The 14,870-nt window shown below is 62.5% G+C and carries 15 protein-coding genes; 10 read left to right on the top strand and 5 right to left on the bottom strand.

Annotated features, from left to right (window positions below):
* Nucleotides 1–4 precede the first annotated feature (4 nt).
* The gene (locus HG250_RS10255) at nucleotides 5–751 is read left to right on the top strand and encodes a methyltransferase domain-containing protein (protein WP_170005233.1); all 747 of its coding nucleotides are present in this window, start codon (nucleotides 5–7) and stop codon (nucleotides 749–751) included.
* Here the strand turns inward: HG250_RS10255 and ppdK are convergent.
* The 3 genes from ppdK to HG250_RS10270 are packed head-to-tail and all read right to left on the bottom strand — an operon-like array spanning nucleotide 748 to nucleotide 6,489.
* Nucleotides 748–3,414, bottom strand: coding sequence for a pyruvate, phosphate dikinase (gene ppdK / locus HG250_RS10260; protein ID WP_170005234.1), 2,667 nt, complete (start codon nucleotides 3,412–3,414; stop codon nucleotides 748–750). The genes HG250_RS10255 and ppdK overlap by 4 nt on opposite strands.
* 55 nt (nucleotides 3,415–3,469) lie before the next feature.
* Nucleotides 3,470–5,578 (bottom strand): glycine--tRNA ligase subunit beta, encoded by a 2,109-nt coding sequence (gene glyS / locus HG250_RS10265; RefSeq protein ID WP_170005235.1) that lies wholly within the window; start codon nucleotides 5,576–5,578, stop codon nucleotides 3,470–3,472.
* Complete coding sequence (locus tag HG250_RS10270; RefSeq protein WP_170005236.1) at nucleotides 5,575–6,489, bottom strand: glycine--tRNA ligase subunit alpha; 915 nt, start codon at nucleotides 6,487–6,489, stop codon at nucleotides 5,575–5,577. The genes glyS and HG250_RS10270 overlap by 4 nt, the downstream gene beginning before the upstream one ends.
* A gap of 146 nt (nucleotides 6,490–6,635) precedes the next feature.
* Between HG250_RS10270 and HG250_RS10275 the strand changes: the two genes are divergently transcribed.
* The 7 genes from HG250_RS10275 (at nucleotide 6,636) to HG250_RS10305 (ending at nucleotide 12,296) form a co-directional block, all read left to right on the top strand.
* On the top strand, nucleotides 6,636–7,586 hold the full coding sequence (locus tag HG250_RS10275; protein ID WP_170005237.1) for a TraB/GumN family protein: 951 nt from the start codon (nucleotides 6,636–6,638) through the stop codon (nucleotides 7,584–7,586).
* A 272-nt stretch (nucleotides 7,587–7,858) separates the two neighbouring features.
* Entirely contained in the window at nucleotides 7,859–8,563 is a 705-nt protein-coding gene (locus HG250_RS10280; protein WP_170005238.1) for a 50S ribosomal protein L25/general stress protein Ctc, read from the top strand.
* Nucleotides 8,564–8,688: 125 nt separating this feature from the next.
* The gene (gene pth / locus HG250_RS10285) at nucleotides 8,689–9,264 is read left to right on the top strand and encodes an aminoacyl-tRNA hydrolase (protein ID WP_170005239.1); all 576 of its coding nucleotides are present in this window, start codon (nucleotides 8,689–8,691) and stop codon (nucleotides 9,262–9,264) included.
* 201 nt (nucleotides 9,265–9,465) lie between these two features.
* Nucleotides 9,466–9,633 (top strand): PEP-CTERM sorting domain-containing protein, encoded by a 168-nt coding sequence (locus HG250_RS12990; RefSeq protein ID WP_240957065.1) that lies wholly within the window; start codon nucleotides 9,466–9,468, stop codon nucleotides 9,631–9,633.
* Nucleotides 9,634–9,785: 152 nt separating this feature from the next.
* Nucleotides 9,786–10,886, top strand: a complete 1,101-nt coding sequence (gene ychF, locus HG250_RS10295; RefSeq protein ID WP_170005240.1) for a redox-regulated ATPase YchF — start codon at nucleotides 9,786–9,788, stop codon at nucleotides 10,884–10,886.
* 82 nt (nucleotides 10,887–10,968) lie between these two features.
* A complete protein-coding gene (locus tag HG250_RS10300; RefSeq protein ID WP_170005241.1) occupies nucleotides 10,969–11,775 on the top strand; it encodes a DUF1206 domain-containing protein in 807 nt (268 codons plus the stop codon).
* Between the two features lie 62 nt (nucleotides 11,776–11,837).
* A complete protein-coding gene (locus HG250_RS10305) occupies nucleotides 11,838–12,296 on the top strand; it encodes a MaoC family dehydratase (RefSeq protein ID WP_170005330.1) in 459 nt (152 codons plus the stop codon).
* Between the two features lie 16 nt (nucleotides 12,297–12,312).
* On the opposite strand, the gene HG250_RS10310 is transcribed toward HG250_RS10305, so the two are convergent.
* Complete coding sequence (locus tag HG250_RS10310) at nucleotides 12,313–12,816, bottom strand: hypothetical protein (RefSeq protein ID WP_170005242.1); 504 nt, start codon at nucleotides 12,814–12,816, stop codon at nucleotides 12,313–12,315.
* Between the two features lie 186 nt (nucleotides 12,817–13,002).
* Here HG250_RS10310 and HG250_RS12840 point away from each other — a divergent pair, with 186 nt between their 5' ends.
* Together HG250_RS12840 and HG250_RS10320 are read left to right on the top strand one after the other, a co-directional pair.
* Nucleotides 13,003–13,317 carry a hypothetical protein gene (locus HG250_RS12840; protein WP_205763605.1) on the top strand — a complete coding sequence of 105 codons (315 nt, stop codon included), beginning with the start codon at nucleotides 13,003–13,005 and terminating at the stop codon, nucleotides 13,315–13,317.
* Nucleotides 13,318–13,456: 139 nt separating this feature from the next.
* Entirely contained in the window at nucleotides 13,457–14,236 is a 780-nt protein-coding gene (locus HG250_RS10320; RefSeq protein WP_170005243.1) for a hypothetical protein, read from the top strand.
* A gap of 169 nt (nucleotides 14,237–14,405) precedes the next feature.
* Here the strand turns inward: HG250_RS10320 and HG250_RS10325 are convergent, their stop codons facing one another.
* On the bottom strand, nucleotides 14,406–14,858 hold the full coding sequence (locus HG250_RS10325) for a hypothetical protein (RefSeq protein ID WP_170005244.1): 453 nt from the start codon (nucleotides 14,856–14,858) through the stop codon (nucleotides 14,406–14,408).
* Nucleotides 14,859–14,870: the final 12 nt, after the last annotated feature.

Raw genomic sequence — 14,870 nt, forward strand, 5'->3', positions numbered from 1 at the left:
TGTCATGACACCAGCCAACATCCCCCGGATCTTTTCCCAACGTCGCCGCAAGGCTGCCCTGCAGCGCCTGCCAGACCATCAGGAGCCTCCCTTCCTGCTCAAGGATATGGCCGAGGACATCATCGACCGGCTGGATTTCATGCAGTTTTCACCCGCATCGGCAATGGTTTCAGGCGATTACTCAAGAGAGTTAACGGGGCTTCTGAGGGACAGAGGAGCGCAGGTGGACACTCTGGATCCGCTTTTGGTCGATGAAGAGCAGCCCTTGCCCTTCAGGGATTTCGATCTCGTGGTCAGCATGGGCCTGCTCGACACCTTGAACGATCTACCCGGAGCATTGCTGCATCTGCGGAACGCTGTCGCACCTGCCGGACTGGCTTTTATCACATTTGCAGGGGCAGGAAGCCTGCCGGTTCTGCGGGCGAGCATTCTTGCAGCAGAGGCAGAGCGGCCGGCCGCTCGCCTGCATCCCATGGTCGACACGCGCGCCGCCGCCGAACTGATGCAGCGCGCCGGTTTCGCCCGCCAGGTGGTCGATAGCCGATCGGTCAAGGTGCGCTACTCCTCGCTCGATCGGCTGGTCGGCGACTTGCGCCGGAATGGAATGACGAACCGCCTCGCTTCAGTGCCACCCCCGATGACGCGAACGATGCTCACCCGATTGCGCGAGTGCTTCCATTCCCATGCCGATGATGACGGGCGGGTCACCGAAAACTTCGAGATCCTTACGTTAACCGGCTGGAAATCCTAGCGAAGCGACGCCTGAGCGGCAGCCAGACGGGCAATCGGCACCCGGTAAGGCGATGCACTCACATAATCGAGGCCGATCTCGTTACAGAAGGCGATCGAAGCTGGATCGCCGCCATGCTCGCCGCAGATTCCCAGCTTGATGTCGGGCCGGGTCGCGCGCCCCCGCTCGGCGGCGATGCGAACCAACTGCCCGACACCGTCGATATCGAGGCTGACGAAGGGATCGCGATCGTAGATGCCCTGTTCGACATAGGGGCCGAGGAACCGGGCGGCATCGTCCCGTGAAACGCCAAGCGTGGTCTGCGTCAGATCGTTGGTGCCAAAGGAGAAGAACAGCGCATCCTTCGCGATTTCGTCCGCCATCAGGCAGGCGCGCGGCAGTTCGATCATCGTTCCGATCAGATATTCGACCTCGCGCCCTTTTTCCGCGAATACCTCGGCAGCGACCCGCTCGACCGTTTCGCGCAGGATCGCCAGTTCGCGGCGGGTGCCGACCAGCGGGATCATGATCTCGGGCAGCGGCACCTGGTCGCTCGATGCAGCAACATCGCAGACCGCTTCGAACAGCGCCCGCGCCTGCATCTCGTAGATTTCAGGGTAGGTGATGCCGAGGCGGCAACCGCGATGGCCCAGCATCGGGTTGAATTCGTGAAGATCGGCAGCGCGGCGACGCAGATGGTCGATCCCGAAACCGGTGGCGTCCGCAAGCTCGGCAAAATCATCTTCGGCCGTGGGCAGGAATTCGTGCAGGGGCGGGTCGAGCAGGCGGATCGTGCACGGTAATCCCGCCATGACTTCGAAGATTTCGTGAAAATCCTTCCTCTGTTCGGGAAGCAGTTTCGCCAATGCCTTCCGGCGACCCGCCTCGTCCTCGGCCAGGATCATCTGGCGCACCGCGCTGATCCGCCCCGCATCGAAGAACATGTGTTCCGTGCGGCAGAGGCCGATGCCTTCGGCGCCGAATTGCCGCGCCATCCGGCAATCCTCCGGCGTTTCGGCGTTGGTCCGCACCTTCATGCGGCGGTGGCGGTCCGCCCATTCCATCAGCGTCGCGAAATCACCGGCGAGTTCCGGCTCGACCGTCGGCACATCGCCTGCCATCACCTGCCCGTTACCGCCATCCAGCGTCAGCATGTCGCCTTCCGCCAGTTCGCGCGTGCCGATCCGCAGGGTGCGCGCCTTCATGTCGATCGACAGTTCCGAAGCGCCCGATACGCAGGGGCGCCCCATCCCGCGAGCGACCACGGCGGCATGGCTGGTCATACCGCCCCGCGCCGTCAGAATGCCCTTGGCGGCATGCATGCCGTGAATATCCTCCGGGCTGGTTTCGAGCCGGACGAGAATGACATTCTCACCCCGCTGGGCGTGCTGTTCTGCGGTGTCCGCATCCAGCACGATGCGCCCCGCCGCTGCACCGGGAGAGGCCGGTAAACCGCGGGTGAGGACATCGCGCCGCGCATCGGGGTCGAGCGTCGGGTGGAGCAACTGGTCGAGCGCCATCGGATCGACGCGCAGGATCGCCGTCTTCTCGTCGATCAGCCCTTCGCCGACCATGTCGACGGCCATTTTCAGCGCCGCCTTGGCCGTGCGTTTGCCATTGCGGGTCTGCAGCATCCAGAGCTTGCCCTGCTGCACCGTGAATTCGATATCCTGCATATCGCGGTAGTGGCGCTCGAGCAGGTCGAAGGTCTGCGCCAGCTCGGCGAAGGCGTCCGGCATCGCCTCTTCCATGCTGGCCGGTTTCGCCCCGGCATCCTCGCGCGCTTTCCGGGTCAGATATTGCGGCGTGCGGATGCCGGCGACGACATCCTCGCCCTGGGCATTCACCAGCCATTCGCCGTAGAAGGCCTTTTCACCCGTCGAAGGATCGCGCGTGAAGGCCACGCCGGTTGCGCTGGTATCGCCCATGTTGCCGAAGACCATCGCCTGCACATTGACAGCAGTGCCCATGTCGGAAGGAATGTCGTTGAGCCGGCGATAGATTTTCGCCCGGTCTGCGTCCCAACTGTCGAACACGGCAGCGATCGCGCCCCAGAGCTGTGCCTGCACGTCCTGCGGGAAGGCGTTACCCGTCTCCTGCTCGCAGATCGCCTTGTACTGCGCGACGATGCCTTCCCAGTCTTCAGACTCCATCTCCGTATCGGAGAGGAAACCCTTGTCTTCCTTGGCGATTTCGAGCGCCTCCTCGAACAAGCCGTGGTCGACGCCGAGCACCACATCGGAATACATCTGGATGAAGCGGCGGTAGGAATCCCAGGCGAAGCGAGGGTCGCCTGAAACCTTTGCCAGCCCCTGAACAGTCTCGTCATTCAGGCCGAGGTTCAGGACCGTATCCATCATGCCCGGCATGGACACCGCCGCGCCGGAGCGAACCGATACCAGAAGCGGATCGTCGTTACTTCCGAAGGACTTGCCGACCGTCCTTTCGATATGCTCGAGAGCGGAAGCCACGTCCTGACGCAGCGCGGCGCTGAAATCCGCGCCTTCCTTGAGGTAGCGCACACATTCTTCGGTAGTGACCGTGAAACCCGGCGGGACCGGCAGGCCGATGCTGGCCATCTCTGCCAAATTGGCACCCTTGCCGCCGGCGATCTTCTTGTCTTTCTGGCGCGGATCGTCGTGGGGGGCGTCGCCGCCGAAGATGTAAACGCTATCGTTGCTCATCAGGGCAAATCCTGTTGCATGGAACACATGGAACACGGTCCATGCTGAAAAGACATCATCCTTCGATGCGGCTGAAATCGGCGACCGCATCCACGGCGGCGCGGAAGCGAGCGAGCAGGTCCAGGCGCTGCGCGCGCTTGTCCTGATCGTCCGCATTCACGGTCACCTCGTCAAAGAACCGGTCGATCGGCGCGCGCAGGGTGGCAAGCGCAGACATTGCGCCGGAGAAGTCCTCCGCTGCCACCGCTGCTTCCGCTTTCGGCCCTGCCTGGTCCAGCGCATCCATCAGCGCCTTCTCGGCCGGTTCGGGCGTGTAGGAAAGGGGGCTTTCATGGCGCTGCGCCATCTTGGCATCGACCACCGCCTTCAGATCGGGATCGTCGACGAGGGCGAGCGGGTCTTCCTCACCGGTGCGGGGGATCTCGCCCGCCAGCCCGTGCCAGCCTTCCTTCTTCAATATATTGGCCGCGCGCTTGTAGGCGGCGAGGAGATTGGTGCCGTCTTCCGAGGCGATGAAGGATTGCAGCGCGTTCACACGGGAAAGAAGCCGCACGAGGTCATCTTCGTTCCCGAGAGCGAAAACAGCATCAATAAGATCGTGGCGAACGCCCGCCTCGCGTTGCTGGACCTTGAGGCGGTCGGCGAAGAATTCCAGGAGTTCGCCATCGGCCACGGCGAAGCGCAGACCGTTTTCCTGAATAATCCGCAAGACACCGAGAGCCGCGCGGCGAAGCGCGAACGGATCCTTCGAGCCAGTCGGTTTTTCGCCCATGGCGAAGAAGCTGCGAAGTGTGTCCAGCTTGTCCGCCAGGCTCACTGCCACCGTCACAGGCGCGGTCGGCACTTCATCGCCCTGGCCCACAGGCTTGTAATGGTCGCGAATGGCTTCGGCGACTGCATCGTCCAGACCTTCGGCGCGGGCGTAATATCCGCCGATAAGCCCCTGTAATTCCGGGAACTCCCCGACCATCTCGGTGACGAGGTCCGCCTTCGCCAGACGTGCGGCCTGTTCGGCAAGGCCCGGATCGGCGCCGGGAACGATGCCCTCTTCCGCCAGCCAGCGTGCCAGCTTCGCCACCCGCTTTACCTTGTCGGCCACGGTGCCGAGCTTTTCGTGGAAGGTGATCCGCTCCAGACCCTTCGCGTGCTCGGCCAGTGTTTTCCTGCGGTCCTGCTCCCAAAAGAAGCGCGCGTCGGCCAGCCTTGCCGCGAGCACCTTGCGGTTGCCGTCCACGATCGCCGCACCCCCGTCGCGGCCCTCGATATTGGCCGTGCAGATGAAGGCATCGGCCAGCTTGCCACCTTTTTCGCAGACGAAATATTTCTGATTGGTGCGCGCGGTCAGCTGGATCACCTCCGGCGGGAGGGCCAGAAAATCCTTGTCGAAACGGCCGAGCAGCGGGATCGGCCATTCGGTCAGCCCGGCATTTTCGATAACCAGGCCCTCATCCTCGACCAGATCGAGGCCCGTCTGTGCCGCGATATCCTGCGCCCCCTTGCGGATCAGCGCCTCCCGTTCCGCGTGATCGACGATGACATGGGCGGCGCGCAGCTTCACGGCGTAATCATCCGCCCCGCCGATGGTGATGTCGCCCGAATGGTGGAAGCGGTGGCCCAGCGTCACCGCGCCGCTGGTGACGCCATGCACTTCGCAGGGCACGATTTCGCCATCCAGCAAGGCCACAATGCCGGCAAGCGGGCGCACCCAGCGCAGGCTCTCGGTGCTGAGCGACGCTTCGCCCCAGCGCATGCTTTTCGGCCAGGGAAAGGCGCGGATGATGGCGGGGATCGCCTCGGCGAGCACGCCCTGCACCGCCCTGCCCGGAACATGGGTGACGGCGAAAAGCGTGGGCGTGCCCTTCACGTCGCGGATTTCAAGCTGGTCGCGCCTCAGGCCGGTGGAGCGCAGGAACCCGTCGATCGCCTTGTCCGGCGCATCGGCCTTCGGCCCCTTGCGCTCCTCGCTCACCTCTTCCGTGCGTTCGGGCAGGTCGCGGGCGATCAGCGCGAGGCGGCGGGGGGTGCTGAACACCTGCGGTGCGGCAATCTCGATGCCCGCCGCCGCCATCTGTTCGGTGAACAGCAGCGCCAGATCCTGCCGCGCGCCTTTCTGCATCCGGGCGGGGATTTCTTCGGAGCGCAGTTCGAGGAGGAAATCGCTCATGCCGACCACTCCGGATAGTCGCGGGCCCAGCGGTCCTGCTCCCGCTCCATATAGGCTTCGCATGAACCACGCGCGAGGTCGCGCACCTGCGCCATGTAGCTGGCGCGTTCCTGCACCCCGATCACGCCGCGCGCCTGCAGCAGATTGAAGATGTGACTGGCCTCGATCGCCTGTTCATAGGCCGGGATGGGCAATTTCGCGTCCAGGGCATTGCGGCATTCGGCGGCGGCCTTGCGGAACAGGTCGAACAGCGCGTCCGTGTCCGCGACTTCGAAATTCCAGGCGCTCATCTGCTTTTCGTTCTCTAGGAACACCTCGCCATAGGAGACGCCGGGCCGCCCCGCTGCCGGGGCGGAAAAGGCGAGATCGTAGACGTTATCGACGCCCTGGATATACATGGCGAGCCGTTCGAGCCCATAGGTGAGTTCGCCGGCGACGGGTTTGCAATCATAGCCGCCCATCTGCTGGAAATAGGTGAATTGCGTCACCTCCATCCCGTCGCACCAGACCTCCCAGCCAAGCCCCCATGCGCCCAGCGTCGGGCTTTCCCAATCATCCTCGACGAAGCGGATATCGTGCTTCAGCGGATCGATGCCGATGGCCGACAGGCTGTCGAGATACAATTGCTGCAGATTGGTCGGGCTGGGCTTCAGGATCACCTGATACTGGTAGTAGTGCTGCAACCGGTTCGGGTTTTCGCCATAGCGCCCGTCGGTCGGGCGGCGGCAGGGCTGGACGAAGGCCGCGTTCCACGGCTCCGGCCCCAGAGCGCGCAGGGTCGTCGCGGTATGGAAGGTGCCTGCGCCCATCCGCATGTCGTAGGGCTGAAGGATCAGGCAGCCCTGCGCACTCCAGTAATCGTGGAGCGTGAGGATCATGTCCTGGAAGCTGTTTGCAGGGTCGCGTACCATGGAGCGGGGCTTTGGCGGATGGCGGTTTGAGCGTCAATGCCGTGCTGCACGGCAGTTTGCCGGCGCGTTTTTCGGAAAGGCTTGTCACTGCCGCGATCGACGGGCATTCACCATCCGTGAAGAACTTATATGCGACGAAGGCCGTAATGAACCCGATTTTGCGCAGGATTGCCGGGCTACTCTCCGGCGCGGCCATGCTGGCGACCTTGCCCGCCTGCGCTCGGCAGAACCTGCCCGACCATACCTTGCCTGCCCCGGTGCCGGACACCCGCGTATCCGTTGCCAATGTCGAACTGGACGGCCCGGCCCTGTGGCGCGTGGCGGATGAGGATACGACGATCTACCTGTTCGGAACGGTTCATGCCCTGCCCGAAGGGATGGACTGGTACCGCGGCACCATATCCGACGCGCTGGCATCGTCCGACGTGCTGGTGACCGAGATCCTTGCCGACAAGAGCATGGCTGCCACGATGCAGCAGCTGGTTGCGGAAAAGGCGATGCTGCCGGAAGGGCAGACGCTGCGCTCCCTGCTCGATGAAGACCAGCGCGCATCCTATGAAAAGGCGGTTGGCAGTGTGGGCCTCCCTGTCGCGGCGTTCGACCGGTTCGAGCCGTGGTACGCGGCGATGATGTTGTCGCTGCTGCCGCTGATGCAGCAAGGCTATACGCCCGATCAGGGGGTGGAAAAGGTCTTGGAAGGCCGCGCCCGCGAAGGCCTCGGTCGCGGGCAGCTCGAAACCGTCGATTACCAGATCGCCTTGTTCGACCAGCTGCCGATGGCATCGCAGATCAGGTTCCTTGTCGAAACATCCGCCAATGTCGGCAGGATGAAGCCGATGATCGACGCGATGGTCGCCGAATGGCTGGAGGGCGATGCCGATGGCTTGGCCGCATTGATGAATGACAGCATGACAGACCCGGTGCTCGCCGAATGGCTGCTGAATAATCGCAACCGCAACTGGGCGGAATGGATCGATACGCGGCTGGATGAACCCGGCATAGTGTTCATTGCCGTTGGCGCAGGCCACCTGGCGGGCGAGAAATCGGTGCAGGACGCCCTTGCCGATCGCGGCATCCGGACGGAGCGTGTGCAATGATGTACCGGGTTCTGATTACGTTATGTGCAGCAGCGGCCCTGGCCGGATGCGGCAGCGGCAAGCCGGACGACGAACGCTCCGATCCTGCGCCCATCCTGTGGGAGCTGGCGTAGCTCACCTGAAACACGGGGACCGGGCCGGACGGCGACCGGCGGCTATTTTCTTGCTATTGCTGCCATGCGCCTCTAGGGCGCAGGCTTTCCGGCCATGGTCATCCCTGGAGGCGTGGCGGAAAGATCTTTGAATCAACGCAAAATCGAAAGGCACGTGACATGAGCGAAGCTCTCAACCTGCCGGCCGAGACGCGCGAAGGGGTTGGCAAGGGAGCCTCCCGTTCACTGCGTCGTGAAGGTCGGATACCTGCGGTCATCTATGGCGGCAAGGAAGAACCCACCCCGATCCATGTGGAGGAGAAGGAACTGGTCCGTCAGCTGATGACCGGCCATTTCATGAACTCCATCGTGATGATCGAGCTTGGCGGAAAGAGCGTTCGTGCGCTGCCGAAAGACGTCGCGCTCCACCCGGTCACCGACCGTCCGGTCCATGCCGATTTCCTGCGCCTGTCGAAGGATTCCAAGATCGAAGTCGCCGTTCCGGTGGTTTTCGTGAACGAGGAAGCCAGCCCCGGCCTGAAGAAGGGCGGCGTTCTGAACGTGGTGCGCCACGAACTCGACCTGATCTGCGAATCCGACAAGATCCCTGACGAGATCACCATAGACGTGACCGGCAAGGAAGTGGGCGATTCGATCCACATCAGCGCGATCCAGCTGCCTGCCGGTTCGGAAAGTGCCATCACCGACCGCGATTTCACCATCGCGACGCTGGTCGCTCCGTCTGCCCTGAAGCGTGCCGAAGGCACTGCCGAAGAAGGTGAAGACGAGCAGACGGGCGCTGGCATGGAAGCGGGCGGCACCGCTGCGACCGAGCAGGGACCGGATGCCGACGCTGCCGTGGAACAGGAGGAAAAGAGCGAATAGGCTCTTTTCTCTTCGAAGCTACACGAAGGCCGGCTCAGCAGCGATGCTTTGCCGGCCTTTGCTTTGGCGATTCACGCTTGCTGCGGCAGGGTTGCCCTCTGCGGTAAAGAAGCTATCGGGGCGGGATGCAGATTTGGACAGGCCTCGGCAATCCCGGACCGCAATACGCGCTGCACCGGCACAACATCGGCTTCATGGCGGTCGACGTGATTGCCGAATTTCATGATTTTGCAGCCGTTCAGAAGAAGTTTTCCGGCTGGACACAGGAAGGGCGCATCGGCGGCGAGAAGGTGCTGCTGCTGAAACCCGCCACCTTCATGAACAAGAGCGGCCAGTCGGTCGCCGAAGCGATGCGTTTCTACAAGCTCGATAGCGATGCGCTGACGGTGTTCCATGACGAACTGGATCTTGCTCCCTTCAAGGTGAAGGTGAAACAGGGCGGCGGCCATGCCGGGCATAACGGCCTGCGATCGATCGACCAGCATCTCGGGCCGGACTTTCGCCGGGTGCGCCTTGGCATCGGCCATCCGGGGCACAAGGATCGGGTGAACGGCCATGTTCTCGGCAATTACAGCAAGGCGGAGCAGGATCCTCTCGCCGCGATGCTCGGCGCGATCGGTGCCGAATGTCCGTGGCTGGCCCAGGGCGATGCACCGCGCTTCATGAGCGATGTCGCCTTGCGTCAGCAGGCGGAGGAATGATGTCGGTAAAGTTTACAACAACGCAGCATCGCTGCAAAGATTAACCATCGTGAGCGGTGGTAATCCGCAAGTGGCATGCGCCTTGCTTGTGATATGAAGCATACCTTTAACCTTCGAAACTTGTTTGGAGCAAACATGAAAACTTCAATGCGTGCGATTATTCTTGCAACCGGCCTTCTTATTGCCGCGCCGTTGATGGCCATGACCTCTCCGCCGAGCGGCGATCAGCCCGCCCACCCCGGAAAGGGCGGCTCCAGTGGCGGTTCAAGTGGCGGGGCAACGCAGGTTCCAGAACCCGGCACGCTCGGCCTCATGGGCCTGGGCCTTGCCGGTCTCGCCTTTGCCGGAACCCGCAAGCGCCGCCGCTGACGGCCGATCTTCCGATATGAGCGCGGCCGCCGTGAGTGAGGCCGATACAAGCAAGGCCGATGCAGGCTAGGTAACACCCTGCGACGGGGCGCTGGCGTTCGCGTCGCGCGGTCGCTATGGCCCGCGCATATACATCATATCGGAGTTACATCATGGGTTTCCGTTGCGGAATCGTCGGTCTGCCCAATGTCGGCAAATCGACCCTGTTCAACGCCCTCACCGAAACACAGGCGGCGCAGGCGGCGAATTACCCCTTTTGCACCATCGAACCCAATGTCGGGCAGGTCGCGGTGCCGGATGCGCGGCTCGATCACATTGCCCGCATCGCGAAATCCGCCAAGGTGGTGCCCACGCAACTGGCGTTCGTGGACATCGCAGGCCTGGTCAAGGGCGCCTCCAAGGGTGAAGGCCTCGGCAACCAGTTCCTCGGCAATATTCGTGAGGTCGACGCCATCGTTCACGTGCTGCGCTGCTTCGAGGATGACGACATCCAGCACGTGTCGAACAGGGTCGACCCCATCGCCGATGCCGAGGTGGTCGAGACCGAGTTGATGCTGGCCGACCTCGAAAGCCTGGAAAAGCGCGTGCCTGCCGCCCAGAAGAAGGCGGCTTCGGGCGACAAGGAAGCCAGGGTCATGGCCTCCGTGCTTGGCCAGGCGCTGGACCTGCTGCGTGACGGGCGCCCGGCCAGGCTTACCGAGCCTGCCGATACGGAGGAAGAACGCGTTTTCGCCCAGGCGCAATTGCTGACGGCGAAACCCGTGCTCTATGTCTGCAACGTGGCGGAAGAAGACGCGGCCGAGGGCAATAGGCTGTCGGCGCAGGTATTCGAAAAGGCGCAGCGCGAAGGCGCTCAGGCCGTCGTCGTCTCCGCGGCGATCGAGGCCGAACTGGTCGGCATGGACGAAGCCGAGCGGACCGAGTTCCTGGCCGAGATGGGCCTTGCGGAAACCGGGCTGGCACGAGTCATCCGCGCCGGTTACGAATTGCTGGGCCTGCAGACGTTCTTCACGGCCGGGCCGAAGGAAGCGCGTGCGTGGACCTTCCCCGCAGGCGCGCGCGCGCCGCAGGCGGCAGGCGAGATCCACAGCGATTTCGAACGCGGCTTCATCCGGGCCGAAACCATCGCCTATGACGATTTCGTGAGCCTCGGCGGCGAAGGCCCGGCGCGCGAGGCGGGCAAGCTGCGGCAGGAAGGCAAGGAATATCTTGTGCAGGACGGGGATGTCCTGCTGTTCAAGTTCAACGTATAGGCTAAGGTGCGCGCCAGGCGGTGACGGGGTCGGATTGAGGGCGGCAGTTAAAAGCCGCAGATTACATGGGGGAATCGCGCGGATGGTCGACAAATCGGAACAATTCAACTGGCTGGTCAGGGTCGGCTATTTCAGCCGGGCCATCTTCTATTCGGTCCTGGGGTTCATCGCGCTGACCAGCGCGGGTAAGATTGCCCAGGGCACGAATGGCGTGTTTCAGGCGATCGACGACTTTCCTGCCGGAACCGTCATCCTTTGGATCCTCGTGATTGGCCTCACCGCCTATGCGCTGTTCCGTTTCGCTTCGCTGTTCTTCGATATAGAGAACAACGGGTCGGACAAGAAGGGTTGGGCCAAGCGGCTGGGGCATGGCGGCAGCGGCATCGGTCACCTTGCCCTTGCGTACAGCGCGTATAAATTCGCAAGTTCTGCGGGCACACCCGCAGGATCGGGCGACGGCGCGCAGGAAGCGGCATCGGGCATCCTGTCGGTATCGCTCGGCGGCGTCGTGCTCGGCCTGCTCGGCATCGCCTTCCTGGTCACCGGCATCTTCCAGTTCAAGAAGGCCTATACCGGCGAATTCATGCACCGCATCAGCAGCCGGGCTCCCGATGCATCGCGCTGGCTGGGCAGTGCCGGCTTCGCCGCTCGCGGCGTCGTCTACCTCGTGATCGGCTGGTCCCTCTTCCAGGCCGGCTTCATGTCGCAGGGCTCGGACGAGGTGAAGACTCTCGGCGATGCGGTCGCCTCCTTGGCCGGCACCGGTTTCATCTTTACCCTGGTTGCATTCGGGCTGCTGCTGTTCGGCATCTTCAGCCTGGTCCTGGCGCGCTATCGCATCATCCCGGAAATGAGCAGCAGCGGCAAGGTGCCCAGTTTCCGCGCCTGATCCTTACCGGGGAGGCACGGTGCCTCCCCGCCTGGCGAGCCCTCAGGAAAGTGCATATGGCGATGATTCATTACGAAGACCTGCAGGTCGGCCAGCGGCAGAGCTTCGGCCGCTATGAAGTCACCCGTGAAGAAGTGACCGAATTCGCTTCACGCTACGATCCGCAAGGCTTCCATCTCAGCGACGATGCAGCGGCCCAGACGCATTTCGGCAGGCTTTCCGCCAGCGGCTGGCATACCTGTGCCATGACGATGCGGATGCTGGTCGACAATATGGCCGACGTGCAGCAGGCCGGACTCGGTTCGCCCGGGATCGACAATCTGCGCTGGATCAAGCCGGTCTATCCGGGGGACGTGCTGCGGGTCGAAACGGAATTGCTGGAAAAGCGCCGCAGCAAGTCGAAGCCCAATCTCGGCCTGTTCAAATCACGTAGCCGCACCATCAATCAGCATGATGAGATCGTGATGGAAATGGTCAGCAACGGCCTGATCCGCGTTCGCAATCCCGACATCGCCTGCTGAGCCTGGTCAGGCTGCGTTACGAAGCGCACGCCAGCTTCTCATCCGCTTCGAAGATGATGCGTTCGCGTTCATCTTTCACGACCAGCAGTGCATCGCCGCCGCGCATCATGTCGCTTGCGCCCGGTGCCTCGCCTGAACTGTCCACGGCCAGTTGCAGGGACCGGGCCTTGCCGACATATTTCGTCCAGCCATCCAGCGGCAGCCGCGCGCTTCCCTTGTCGGCTGCAAAACGGACCATCTGGTCGCCAAGCCGCATATAGGCCAGATCGGGCCGCGTCACCAGGACCGGCCCGGAAAGGCCTTTCGCAGGTGTAAAGGCGCACCCTGCTCCGCCGATATTTTCCCGCATCAGCAGATCGGAACCGATCGGCTGCGGTGCGAGTTCTTCGGCAGGCACGATCTGCGCCGCTTCCACCGCTGCGATCTTGGCATCGCTGATCGCCTCGCGCTCCGCCGCGGTCGGTTCGTCGCTACAGGATGCGGCGGCCAGAGCGATGATGCAGAGAGCGGATCGTTTCAAGAACATCGTCCAACGTGACTGGAGAGAGGAGCCCGCCAGGTCAAGACGCCGCAGGCCGGGGCACCATAGACGGTTGGCGGGTCCATTCCAGCATGTTCTTCAAGCATCGACGGCATCCGGCGCGAGAGGCGCGAAGTTGCCAAAAAGTTCACCAAAGGATAAGATCTGCGCCGAAGGAGAGGAGCATTGCGTTATTCCCATACAATCCCGGTCTCGGTGGCGCTGATCGCAGCGGCAATGGCTGTTGCGCCGGCGCTCGCCCAATCGGGCGGCAGTCAAAAGGGGCAAGCTGCACCTGCGGAAAAGCAGCCGGAAATTGTCGCGCCGCATGATGACAAAAAGCTCATCTGCCGCAAATTGCGGGTGACGGGAACGCGGGTACCGCACCGGGTCTGCCGGACCAGGGCGGAATGGGCAGCAGTCGAAGCTGCCGCGCGTGAGAGCGCCGACAATCTGAAAGATGCCGGTGCGATCAACACCGCGCCCACACCGGGCGGCTGAATCTTTAGATCGAGGACGATCGCCGCCGGTTTGCAGCGCTGAAGATTCCGCGCGCGATGCATATTGGCAAGCGTGGCGGAAACTTGCACAAGCAGGCGCAGCGGTCTGAAACTTGTCAGCGCAATCGGGGGGAACAGCAATGCACCGGCTTCGTCATCATCAGGCATATCGCACAGGCGCATGCATCGTCGCGGCACTGGCGCTGGGACTGGGCGCCTGCGTCTATCGTCCGGTCGTCGTCGATGATTACAGCGAGGCCAGCAGCTATACGGATCTGCTGGCAGGCATCGATGACGATGCGCGGCTGGCAGAGGCAATCGACCGGAACGTGGAACGGGTGTTCCGCCCCGGTGATCAAATTGCCGGCTGGAGCGAAAACGGGATCTATCTTGAGGATGTGTTAGCGACAAAACCCGGCGGCACGATGGACAATGTCGTTCTGTCCGAACGTGCAGGTGACATCGCCATTTCATCCGAACGTGATTTTGCCGATCTGTTCGGGCCGGAATATGTGGTTTACGCGGTATCGGGCACGAATGCGGACTTCGCACCGGGCCGGGATGACCGCTCCTTCGGGTTGGTCCGGATCGGTGACGGCGTGTGGATGGAGACATCTTCATTGGAGGAGAAAATGGGCAAGGCAAGCTGCTCGCAAGTCAATTCGGCGGCGGCAAGGCTCTACACCAGACGCGAATTTGCCGATCTGAACAAGCTGGAGAAAAGCATGCTGGCTGCCTATGCCGCAGGGGCGCAGCGAAATGGCGGCAAGGTCTGCACCGTCAGCGAAGCCGATGGCGAAGGCCGCTGGCGGACGCGCTACTTCCTGCCTGACGGGCGCCGCCTGCCGGTGTTCGACCGGGAAGGCTCGCGCACGAAGATTATCCCGCGCACCGAGGTCACGCGGCTGATTGCAGGGTAAGCGGCTATAAGGAAGGATCATGGCTGCCGTTAAACCAGCAGCAATGATCCGCTGGATGTACAGGGGCGCTGACCCCAGATGGTTCTGGCGGGCGTCGCTGATAACCTGCCTGTCCGCTTTAGGGCGCTGCCGATGCAGACAAGGAAGTCCTGATATGGGTGGGAAGCGGTCATTGCGGAGGGATCGTGAGCAAGCCCTTTTCCAAAAGGGTGGCCCGCCGTTTTTCCATGTAACCGTCAAATCCATCGTCAATCAGCCACGGCGACGTTTGCGTAAGCTGTTCGGGACGAAGCACTACCTCGCCATCCTTGTAGGACAAACGCCCCCTCACCTTGAATTCGGCAACTGCTAGGTGGCCAGACCAGTCTTCGGAAGCGGAGTAGAGGTTCGGATTGGTGTCAGGATCGAGTTCGATGTTTACGCCACACCTGTAATCAGTGAAATAGATTCCACCCCCGTGTGGAGGGGCCATCACGTCGATGACCTCGCCGCTCCATGCCACCTCTACTCCCTGCCAGAAGTGCCGGTTCTGGGACAATGCGCAAATAGAGGAAGGTGCCGGTGAGCATCCAACGCAAACCACCATCAAGAGAGCAGACGAAGCATGTTTGAGATACTCCACATGCAAAGCTTA

The sequence above is a fragment of the Pseudopontixanthobacter vadosimaris genome (assembly GCF_012979275.1).
Taxonomy (GTDB): Bacteria; Pseudomonadota; Alphaproteobacteria; order Sphingomonadales; family Sphingomonadaceae; genus Pseudopontixanthobacter; species Pseudopontixanthobacter vadosimaris.